Origin of the sequence: Paenibacillus sp. 23TSA30-6 (assembly GCF_014858585.1) — a bacterium.
Lineage (GTDB): Bacteria > Bacillota > Bacilli > Paenibacillales > Paenibacillaceae > Paenibacillus.
In genome coordinates this window covers 1-10,387 of sequence record NZ_SLTL01000060.1, presented here as the reverse complement: position 1 = coordinate 10,387, position 10,387 = coordinate 1, and the positions used below count along the sequence as shown (strand labels likewise).

The 10,387-nt window shown below is 41.6% G+C and carries 8 protein-coding genes; 4 read left to right on the top strand and 4 right to left on the bottom strand.

From position 1 onward, the window contains the following. Window positions 1–246: 246 nt before the first annotated feature. Window positions 247–1,056, top strand: coding sequence for a helix-turn-helix domain-containing protein (locus E0698_RS25880; RefSeq protein ID WP_192513380.1), 810 nt, complete (start codon window positions 247–249; stop codon window positions 1,054–1,056). On the opposite strand, the gene E0698_RS25875 is transcribed toward E0698_RS25880, so the two are convergent. The 3 genes from E0698_RS25875 to E0698_RS25865 form a co-directional block, all read right to left on the bottom strand. After that, window positions 1,053–2,405 carry an MFS transporter gene (locus tag E0698_RS25875; protein WP_192513379.1) on the bottom strand — a complete coding sequence of 451 codons (1,353 nt, stop codon included), beginning with the start codon at window positions 2,403–2,405 and terminating at the stop codon, window positions 1,053–1,055. The genes E0698_RS25880 and E0698_RS25875 overlap by 4 nt on opposite strands. 135 nt (window positions 2,406–2,540) lie before the next feature. Next, window positions 2,541–2,699: an NADPH-dependent FMN reductase gene (locus E0698_RS27550; RefSeq protein ID WP_337916453.1), complete on the bottom strand. Its 159-nt coding sequence runs from the start codon at window positions 2,697–2,699 to the stop codon at window positions 2,541–2,543. A 139-nt stretch (window positions 2,700–2,838) separates the two neighbouring features. Next, window positions 2,839–3,264 carry a MarR family winged helix-turn-helix transcriptional regulator gene (locus E0698_RS25865; protein WP_192513378.1) on the bottom strand — a complete coding sequence of 142 codons (426 nt, stop codon included), beginning with the start codon at window positions 3,262–3,264 and terminating at the stop codon, window positions 2,839–2,841. A 361-nt stretch (window positions 3,265–3,625) separates the two neighbouring features. On the opposite strand from E0698_RS25865, the gene E0698_RS25860 reads away from it, so the two are divergent. The 3 genes from E0698_RS25860 to E0698_RS25850 all read left to right on the top strand — a co-directional run bounded on the left by E0698_RS25860 (window position 3,626) and on the right by E0698_RS25850 (window position 8,578). Continuing rightward, entirely contained in the window at window positions 3,626–5,554 is a 1,929-nt protein-coding gene (locus tag E0698_RS25860; protein ID WP_202895082.1) for an oxidoreductase, read from the top strand. 933 nt (window positions 5,555–6,487) lie between these two features. Continuing rightward, window positions 6,488–7,471: an aldo/keto reductase gene (locus tag E0698_RS25855; protein WP_192513377.1), complete on the top strand. Its 984-nt coding sequence runs from the start codon at window positions 6,488–6,490 to the stop codon at window positions 7,469–7,471. A 66-nt stretch (window positions 7,472–7,537) separates the two neighbouring features. Next, window positions 7,538–8,578 carry an NAD(P)-dependent alcohol dehydrogenase gene (locus tag E0698_RS25850; protein WP_192513376.1) on the top strand — a complete coding sequence of 347 codons (1,041 nt, stop codon included), beginning with the start codon at window positions 7,538–7,540 and terminating at the stop codon, window positions 8,576–8,578. A gap of 171 nt (window positions 8,579–8,749) precedes the next feature. Here the strand turns inward: E0698_RS25850 and E0698_RS25845 are convergent, their stop codons facing one another. After that, a complete protein-coding gene (locus E0698_RS25845) occupies window positions 8,750–9,985 on the bottom strand; it encodes an ISL3 family transposase (protein ID WP_192513375.1) in 1,236 nt (411 codons plus the stop codon). Window positions 9,986–10,387 lie beyond the last annotated feature (402 nt).

The window sequence follows — 10,387 nt, the reverse complement described above, 5'->3', positions numbered from 1 at the left end:
CCTGTTTTGTGACTAGAGCCTGAACTAAATCTGTTGTAAAATGATTCATAGGGAAGACCTCTCTCTGAATTGTTGTGTGGTAACTCAATTCTACTAGAAAAGGTCTTCCTTTTTCTATTTACACAATATATTTTACGCTCTCCTTGATATATAAATGGCCAACAATATCATATCTACTCTTTTATTAATTTTTTATAATTATTGCAAGAGATTAATTAAGGTTACTAAAAGGGAGATGTCGACGCCATGAATTATAAAATCGGTCAGGTTTCTAAAATCTTAAATATCCCCATTGATACACTGCGTTATTATGAAAAATTAGATATTGTCCATCCTAACAAAAACGATAAAAATAATTATCGCTCCTATGAGCCATGGGATATTAATTTCCTGACAGAATGCAAGCGGCTCAGAAGTCTGGACTATTCTCTTTCCGATATTCAAAATATAATGCATTATGATAATTTGGAGCAATTCTCAAAGCGAATCGAAGAAAAGCAAATCGACTATAATAATAAATTAAAACACTATAGTTTGCTAATAAAGAAAAATGAAGAATTGAGAAGAGAATTGCTTAATATTGCAAATGATTTGGGGCAATTCCATTTTGCAGAACAACAAGATTCTTATTATTTGCTTCACCGATATAATTACAATTATGAAAAAAAAGATGATTTTAATGGTATTTTAGAAGCGTGGTTAAATTATCTTCCATTTATTGAAATCATAGTTGAAATGCAAATGAATAATATTATGTATAGAGCCGTTACCAATGACCATGCATGGGGATTTTCTATTAAGAAAGAATATGTTGAGGCATTTAATATTCCACTAAGTGATAAGGTGAAACTTATAGAAAACCCCCGGTGCGTTACAACTGTTATTAGTGCAGGAGACAAGGGGAGTTTCTCACTGAAACTGCTAGATGGCGCATTAGAATTTATTAGAGAACATGGTTATCGGTTGGCTGGAAATGTGACTGGACATATTCTGGCCCGCGTTCATGAATCAGACGGATACCATCGTTACATTAAAGTTTGGTTACCTATAAATTAAGTGGACTGAGAGACGTCATTGGAAAAACGTTTTTTATTCGATGCATTATACCAAATGAGGATCCCAAGCGATATTGCGGAAATTGCAATCAAAAAGGCGAAATTGATAGTAAAGGCGTATGTAATCGGTTTATTATGCTGCATAGAAATCATCAAACCCAATATAGTTGTGGCTACCGATCCGCCAAAGAACTGAGTAAGCTGAAAAAGTCCGATTCCAGAAGAAATCTGGGACTTCGGAAGTACGTTTGTCACTTCATTCTGGAGTGAGGAAGCGATGGCGTTGTAGGAGATAGAGAATAACACATAGCTAGCAAGCAACATGTAAGGTGAAAAGTGAAATGTCATAGTGATTGTTATAACTGCTAAAAGCATAACAATATGTCCAATAACTGAGATGCGGAAATTGTCTGATCGATCAATCCAACTTCCGACCAAAGGCGAAAGAATGGCTGTAAAAACCGCTCCTGGGAAAATCATCAGACCGTTGAAGGATGCAGTGGTATGGAACAGATTGGACAATACTTGCGGAATCAAGAACACTACTCCCATATTGAGTGCAAGAGAACAGAAGGCTATTACAAGCAATTTGCAATAGTTCAAATTTTTAAATAGGTAAGGGAAGATGAAGGGATCAGTAATTTTTCTGAAATGGCGAAAAGCAATAAAACAGGAGATCGCTGCTATAAGGAGAAAGATGAAGGATAGTTGGCTCACCGCCAATAACAGCGAAGAGACAAATATGATTGTCATCACAGTTCCCGTCACATCAAATCTGGAATCGGTATGAAATGGGTAGCTCTTTTCATCAGGTAACATTTTTATGTACAAAGGCGCTAGTAATATTACAACACCGGAAACCAAGAAAAGCGCATGCCATCCAGCCCAATCCGTAATAAAACCACCGAGCACGGGACCTATACCGAAAGCAAGCGCCGCACCGGAGGCAATCAATGCGATTGCGTTACCTCTCCGTTCCCCGGGCCCGTAGCGGCTTGTCAAAATTAGACCCAGCGCCTGAAGTGGACCAGCGCCAGCAGCTTGAAGCATCCTTGCCAACAGCACAAATGCAAACTGATTGGAGAAGAAACCAACTATGCACGATGCGAAAATTAGAAATATTCCGCACATCAACAATTTGCGAATTGGAATCCAGTCAGATAAGCGGCTGAAGATGACGATGGATAAAGAAAAGACCATTGAATAGCCGGAAATAATCCAAGCGCCGACATTGGAAGCAATGTCCAGATCCTTAATAATGTTCGGTAAAGAAACGTTAAACATCGTTGAATTCATAACAGTAAAGAAAATTCCGATGGCCCAAAGGGGCATAACTATTTTATCTTTCATAACTTCCTCCTACACACTTTAGCTATAGATATTTTTATCAATCCATGTACCAAATTTAGAATATATGAAACATTTGTGAGGCGAATTTTTCAAGTCTCGCCCCAGTACAAGAGATTAAAGGTATTTGATTTTCATTCATAAGCCAGTCAAAATGAAGCATGCATCGCGAAGGTTAATTCCATCAATTATTCCAAGCATTCCAAGAGTCACCCCTAAAGGCATTACGGGTTTACCAATAGATACTTTGTCTACCCTGGAAGCCCAATCTAAAGCATTTTTTAAAACGCCAGGAATCGACCAGTTGTATTCTGTTGTAATAATGATAACTCCATCAGTATTTTACCCTCATAACGTTCTTTCATTGTTGTAGCAACTTGCATGTTATACGATTATTTTCTTAGACTTTCTACGATTGCAACGATGTTCATGATATTTACCCTCCCGAAACATTGTTGGTAATTTTTGTGATGAGTTTTATCAGTTCAGCGATCTCTTCTTTAGTCATTCCAGCAGTCACAGTTTCACGTATTTTTTGTTGAATCGGAACAACAAAATGGGCAAGTCGTTTTCCTTCATCCGATAAATACACTTTAAAAGTACGTTTATCAGTAGGGTCATCAACTCTTTTAATGTATCCTTTTCCTTCTAAACTAGTGATCATCCGTGCAATGCTCGCCTTATCCTTTTTGAGTTGTAAGGCAAGCTCATTGGATGGAATTCCATCTTGGTTCCAAAGCATCAGCATAATTAAATTTTGTTCTGGAGTAAGATTGAAGGGTTCTAACTGTTTCCTAACATGATTGGCAATGATCAAATCCGCATTGCGAATCAAAACTCCAATATTATCATTGGGAATCAAAAGGCATCACCTCCGGTAAAGTAGTTGATTAATCAACGTTGATATATCAACCATATATCAATTCAATATCTATAGCAATACGTTTCTTCACTCAAACTTTCATCTCAGATAGTGATTACTCAAGCTTATCTTAACCATTCGTCGCATTTTCATCAATTTCCTTATGACTCCGGCGCTGCAGCCGCGTTGGAAGGGAGGATTCATTTTTTTGAAGTTTATGTGAATTAAAGCCCTCTTTTTAAGCACTAAAAGTTTGAATGCATCTGAAAGTAAGTGAATTTTTGAACAAACTTCTTGAGCCTGTAGTACCTAAAGGGTTTATATTAAAGCTGTAATAAATACAAACTATGGAGGGCTCATAATGCTTAATCATTTATTCTCATCTAAAAAAATTAATGAATGTGAAATTCCTAACAGATTAGTAGTTACAGCGATGGTTTCTAATTACTGTAACCAGGATGGAACTGCAACAGACAGGTACATTGCTTATCATGAAGAGAAAGCTAAAGGAGGATGGGGATTGATTATTACAGAGGATTACGCAGTTAATCCTCATGCAATGGGATATAGATGTGTTGCAGGACTTTGGAATGAGGAACAGATCGAGGGCCACAAGAAGCTTACAGACACGATTCATAAATATGAAAGTAAAGTGTTTTGTCAAATTTATCATGCAGGCAGACAAAGCAGTAGCGCAGTAAACGGCGGCGTTCAGCCTGTTGCCCCCTCTGCCATTCCGTGTCCTTGGAACCGAGAGATTCCGCACGAGTTGACTATTTCTGAAATTGCGAAAATTGTTGAGGAATTTGGGGACTGTGCTTTGAGAGCACAAAAAGCAGGGTTTGACGGGGTGGAAATCCATGCAGGACATGGGTATTTGATTGCAGAATTCATGTCCACTTATGTCAATAAGAGAACAGATAAATATGGCGGTGGTCTGGAAAATCGATTAAGATTCGTAAAAGAAATATATGAGAACGTTCGTCAAAAAGTGGGAAGCGACTTTCCTGTAACCATACGTTTTTCTGCAGATGAAGGTGTTCCGGGAGGCAGAGATATCTCGGAATCAAGAATACTGGCAAAGCAGTTTGAAGAATGGGGGGTGGATGCTCTTCATGTATCTAATGGTGTTTATGGAAGTCACAACAAGGGGACTGTCGCCCCTATGTATGTTCCGCATGCTTGGGCGATAGATTTTGCCGCCGAGATAAAAACTATCGTTGATATCCCTGTGTTTACCGTAAATCGCATTAATGATCCGCACATGGCAGAAAGTATCCTGGAGATGGGAAAAGCCGATTTTATTGGCATGGGAAGAGGCTCATTGGCGGATCCTGCCTTGCCTAACAAAGCAAAGAGTGGAGACTTTAGCTCTATTCGTTACTGCATTGGATGTTTACAGGGCTGTGTTGGAGCGTTGTATACGGATACCCCCCTGAAATGCCTGGTTAACCCGTCATTAGGGAAGGAATGGGAGTTAGACTATACTCCGGTTTCCGAACCGAAAACTGTTGTGGTTGTTGGAGGTGGACCCGGCGGTTTGGAAGCAGCCAGAATAGCGGCGGTAAAAGGCCACGATGTTAGCCTATTTGAACAAAGGGGATTTTTAGGCGGTCAATTTGTATCGGCAGCCTATCCGCCAAGCAAAGGGGAATTTACGACCTACACAGCCTGGATTATCAATGAGTTGGATAAGCTGGGTGTGGATATCCATTTGAACACTGAAGTCACAAAAGAATTGATACAAGAGATCCAGCCGGATAGTATTATTGTAGCTACTGGTGGAACTCCAATACTTCCTCCGATTAAAGGCATTGACAAACCTCATGTATTTACTGCCGAAGATGTACTGCTTGGAAATGTTCCTACCGGAGACAAAATTGTGATTGCAGGAGGCGGCGAGGTGGGAACGGAAACAGCTGCGCATTTGGCCCTACAGGAGAAGCAAGTCGCAGTTGTAGAAATGTTCCCAATGCTTATGAAGGAACTGGACAGTGTGAACCGGTTCAATCTGGCGAAAATATTAAATGAGTACGAAGTCAAGCAATACACAGAGACTAAAGTCGTTGAGATATTGGATGACGGAGTTGAAGTTGAAAATAGTCAGGGTAGATTTATACTTCAGGCAGATACTGTTGTCCTTGCACTGGGGTATAAGCCGAATAATACGTTGGTCAATGAATTAAAAACTGTCTCCGATAACGTCGTAGTGGTTGGTGGGGCACTGAAAACAAGCAATGCTCTTCATGCGATTCAAGAAGGGTTTGATGCGGGAATTAGCATAAAATGAGTATGTAATATATTCTCCTAAATTTCTAAATATTTTGTTTTTAATTTTTTGTGATTAAATTCACAAATTTTCCGAGGTATTCTCACTTCCTAAAATGGCCCCATTTTGTGTCGCTGGGGGGCTTTGAGGAGCCTGGAAAAGAAAAAAACATGAATCCTTGTTGAATCAAGGCTTTTCACGAGTTGTAGTTTCTCTTTTAGGGCTTATATTCCGTCAGGGACAAACTGGCTTCCAGGACTAAAATCCTGTGGAGCGTGAGTAGCGTACGAGTTCTTCCTCAACTTCTCTGTTTATCACTAGGTAAAAGGGGAGTTTGTTTGGGAAAACAATAGCATAGTTGCAAGCAAAATAGGCTGTCTGCCAGTAATGGAGGTTGCCTATTTTTTGCATTGTTCTTTAGCCAACGTTTTAGAGTCGAAAAAAATAAACTTCCAATGTCTGGGGGGATTCTCGAGGACTCATACTAATCCACCGCTTTGGACCAACCGGTACTACTATTTATCTTATATGAGTAAAGAGAGTGAGTTAAGTCAATAAACATGCTTCAATTTGGTGGTCCAAATAGTTGGAGGATTCAGTCTGCTGGTGGCCGGATACCTATCACATGCCCTGAAAGTCCATTTCTCTTTGATTGTTGTAACTATTATGCTGGTTGTTTTTCAACCCTGATATCAGGATCTGAAAAAAGGAAGAAGGAAAGAAGTTTCTATTCTCTCTCCAGTAAGATATAAAGCAATTTCACAATTTCAATCGATTTGTGTACTAATTCACGGATCACATCCTATTGGTCATTGAAGGTATTCTATTGCGTTTATAATACACATATGTAACATAAAACATCAATATTGCCTAATACATTGATGTGAATTATCACAATGGGAAAAGGTTCGAATGTTGAAGTAAAATACAACCTGCGAAAGCGAGGAATAACAAATGGAATATGTGAAACTTGGGAGTACCGGCTTGGATGTATCGCGGATTTGTCTGGGCTGTATGAGCTTCGGTATCGGAGAACGGGGAGATTTCCCGTGGGCGCTCAATGAAGAACGCAGTCGTCCCATGATTAAGAAAGCTCTGGAGGCAGGCATTAATTTCTTCGATACGGCCAATGTATATTCTGGTGGAACCAGTGAGGAAATCAATGGCCGAATTCTAAAAGAAAATGCAAATCGAGATGAAATAGTCCTGGCGTCAAAGGTGTTTTACCCTGCAGCTGAGGGGCCAAATCGAGGCGGACTGTCCCGTAAAGCCATCATGAGTGAAATTGATAAAACGCTTATGAGACTTGGAACGGATTATGTGGATATGTATTACACTCACCGCTGGGATTACAATACACCGATCGAAGAGACGATGGAGGCCTTGCATGATGTGGTGAAGGCAGGAAAAGCACGGTATATTGGAGCTTCAACGATGTACGCCTGGCAGTTCTTAAAAGCACAACATGTCGCTGAACGTAATGGCTGGACCAAATTTGTCGCAATGCAGGATCATTACAACCTTATGTACCGTGAGGAGGAGCGGGAGATGCTCCCTATGTGTACAGAAGAAAAGATTGGTGTGATGCCATGGAGTCCTCTAGCTGCCGGAAGACTGGCACGACCTTGGGGTGAAACGGACGAACGTGCCAAAGTGGATGCCATCGGTAAAGCGATTTATTCCGCAACAGCCGATTCGGATCGCCAAGTCGTTGAACGTGTAGCGAAAGTAGCTGAAACACGTGGAGTACCAATGTCGCAAATCGCATTAGCATGGTTGCTTCATAAGGATCCGGTAACAGCTCCGATTGTAGGTACGACTGAAATATCTCATATCGAGGATGCGATTGCCGCCCTGTCGATCCAATTAACACCTGAAGAAATGGCATTGCTGGAGGAACCATATGTGCCACATCCAGTCCTTGGTATGACGTTCTAATTCTAAATGGTGTACCTGTCATCAAAAATGGACAATGATAAATGAATTAAGGAGTCGATGAAGACGATGTGTAAAACGCATGTACTACGTGTTCCCAGTGCAAATGCCCCATTCGAAAAAACCATGATCGAACGGAGAGATTTACGTTCAAACGATGTCATGATTGATATTCAGTTCTGCGGTATTTGTCACTCGGACATCCACTTTGCACACAACGAATGGGGAAATGGGATCTTCCCAATGATCCCTGGTCACGAAATTACAGGTGTTGTATCTGAAGTAGGTTCGGACGTTACCAAGTTTACCGTTGGAGATCGTGTTGGAGTGGGTTGCTTTGTTGACTCCTGTGGAGAATGTGAATATTGTCTTCGTGGTGACGAGCAATATTGTACAAAAGGCGTTGTGATGGTATTTAATGGAATGGGTTATGATGGAGAAATCACTTATGGTGGGTATAGCCAAAAGATTGTGGTTAAGGACGAATTCGTGGTCCGTGTACCGGATTCCCTGGATCTGGCTGCAGCAAGCCCACTGTTGTGTGCAGGTATCACCACATACTCACCTTTGAAACACTGGAACGCAGGCCCAGGCAAAAAAGTGGCTGTTGTGGGGATGGGTGGTCTAGGTCACCTGGCGGTGCAATTTGCTCATGTTATGGGTGCGGAAGTAACTGTTTTGAGTCAGACCATGAATAAACAAGAAGAGTCTCTGGAGATGGGCGCAGATCATTACTACGCTACCAGCGATCCCGAAACATTCAGTAAACTGGCTAAGCAATTTGATATTATCTTGAACACCGTCTCTGCAAATCTTGATGTCGATGCATATTTATCCTTGCTCCGCGTAGATGGAACGCTTGTCAATGTCGGTGTGCCTGCCAAACCTGATCAGTACAGTGTATTCTCCTTGATTGGGGGCCGCAGAAGCATTGCAGGTTCAAACGTAGGGGGAATCCGGGAAACTCAAGAAATGCTTGATTTTGCTGGAGAGCAGGGAGTTGCCGCTAAAATTGAGCTCATCCGTGCAAACCATGTGGACGAAGCATATGAGCGTGTGCTACGTAGTGATGTGCGTTATCGCTTCGTGATTGATATGTCAACATTGTAAGGTTAATCAATAAATTATCCCATGATCTAGAGCTTTCTATATAAAGGATGGGTACTACCATTTCGGCTCTTCGCCGCTAGCGATAATTCATGCTAAAAACGTTACTTTGGGTTTCCAACAAAACTATGAAAACCGGGTTAAAAGGGGAGGGGTAAGGCCCCTTCGAAGCTACTACTTAAGCGTAAAACTCAGCTTTCCTGCAAGGAGATAAACGAGTGCAATTATGTTTTTATCCGAACGGTAGCCACGTGCTTTCCTCTTCGCAGCTTGAAATAAGCTGTTCGTACCCTCCAGTAATCCATTCGTTAGTTTGGAGGTGAACCAGCGGACGACGCCGTTGAAATGTCTCTGCAGCATTTTGGCAACTTGAACCATGGGTTCCAGGCGACAACGTAGTCCCCATTCAATCCAGTCTTGCAGTACCGCGGGAGCAATGGACGGTGGGTACTGGTAGATCTTTTGCAGACACCAACGCATTCGGTAGGCTTTGGCTGTATCCAGTTCACAGTCTTTCAGTTTGTCTAACTTCTCTTTTTGAGCAGGCGTCAGATTTTGTTCATTCTTCAGCCAGATGTACCGCGTGTTCTTTAAGGTCTCACAGTTCTTTTGTTCTCTTCGACGGACCTCATCTACCGCTTCGTTTACGGCTTGAATCACGTGAAACTTATCGAAGGTAATCGCCGCCTCCGGGAAATGGGTAGCGGCCCCCTTCATAAAAGCAGGCGACATGTCCATGCATAATTCCGTTATATTCGTCGCTTTTCCCCCTTGTGACTCCAGGCGTTCTTTACAAAGATCCCACGTACTCGAGTCTCGTCCAACGGCTACACAAATGACATTCTTCTGCTCGGGATCCATGAAGATCGTAATGTAGTTGTGACCCCGTTTCGCTGACGTTTCATCGGTGCTGATTTGGGTCACATACGACAGATCCTGCAATGCGATGGCATGATCCACATCATAATGCAGGATGCGCCACAGTCGCGTATCGTGTTCATTCACCAGACGAGAGATCGCATTCATCGGCATATCCTTGGCCAGTTTCATAATGAGCGCATCAAAATGGAGCGTGAAATAATGCTTGGGTTTATCTAAGGCCCAAGGAACATGTACGCGCATCGTGCGATGACAGTGTCCACAATGAGTCTTCGGAAGTTCGGCATGAAGATAACAAGGATATTCAAAAAAGTTCAAATGACGCCAAGTGCGATCTTTGGCAGCAATGCCAAGAACCGGTTGCCCTTCAGCTCCGCAATGAGAACAAGCGAACAGCGCACGTTTTCTTGATCTCACATAAATATCTAACTGCTTCAACTCCAAGTCAAAATCGGATCGTTCAATATGCCATGGCTCCGGAATATGAAGAAGCTTCTCAAGTATTTCATTAGGTACATTAGCGGTAAACATATGAAAACACCCTCTCGTCTACTGGTCTCTTAATTTCCAGTATTGACAAGTGAATTAATTATTAACAGCGAGGAAGCTTGTTTTTTATCATTGTGGGAACTAGAGAGTTAGTGGTGTGGTTTGGCGATAAAAGAGTAAGTGGGATTTCTATTAATAAGATAAGATCTTTTAATCGAAGTGATGTTCAGAGAAAAAACTACCGATTGGAGGAAACGTAATGGCTAAGCCACAGTCCGCAAAGCGGAGAAAACTTTCAGCTGCAGAAACTTATCATTTATGGATGATAAGTGGAGGGATTTGTACATTTGAGGGTTGTCCCGAAAGACTAGTACCTTGGCCGAATCAAATTTCAGGATAGAGGTGCTTTAATTTCCCTCTCGCTTGCTCAGTTGTAAATTGCCA

Bases quoted from the DNA above. Each gene is read 5' to 3' on its own strand.
- E0698_RS25875 (WP_192513379.1), bottom strand. From the start codon at position 2,405: ATGAAAGATAAAATAGTTATGCCCCTTTGGGCCATCGGAATTTTCTTT.
- E0698_RS25850 (WP_192513376.1), top strand. From the start codon at position 7,538: ATGTGTAAAACGCATGTACTACGTGTTCCCAGTGCAAATGCCCCATTC.
- E0698_RS25855 (WP_192513377.1), top strand. From the start codon at position 6,488: ATGGAATATGTGAAACTTGGGAGTACCGGCTTGGATGTATCGCGGATT.
- E0698_RS25880 (WP_192513380.1), top strand. From the start codon at position 247: ATGAATTATAAAATCGGTCAGGTTTCTAAAATCTTAAATATCCCCATT.
- E0698_RS25860 (WP_202895082.1), top strand. From the start codon at position 3,626: ATGCTTAATCATTTATTCTCATCTAAAAAAATTAATGAATGTGAAATT.
- E0698_RS25845 (WP_192513375.1), bottom strand. From the start codon at position 9,985: ATGTTTACCGCTAATGTACCTAATGAAATACTTGAGAAGCTTCTTCAT.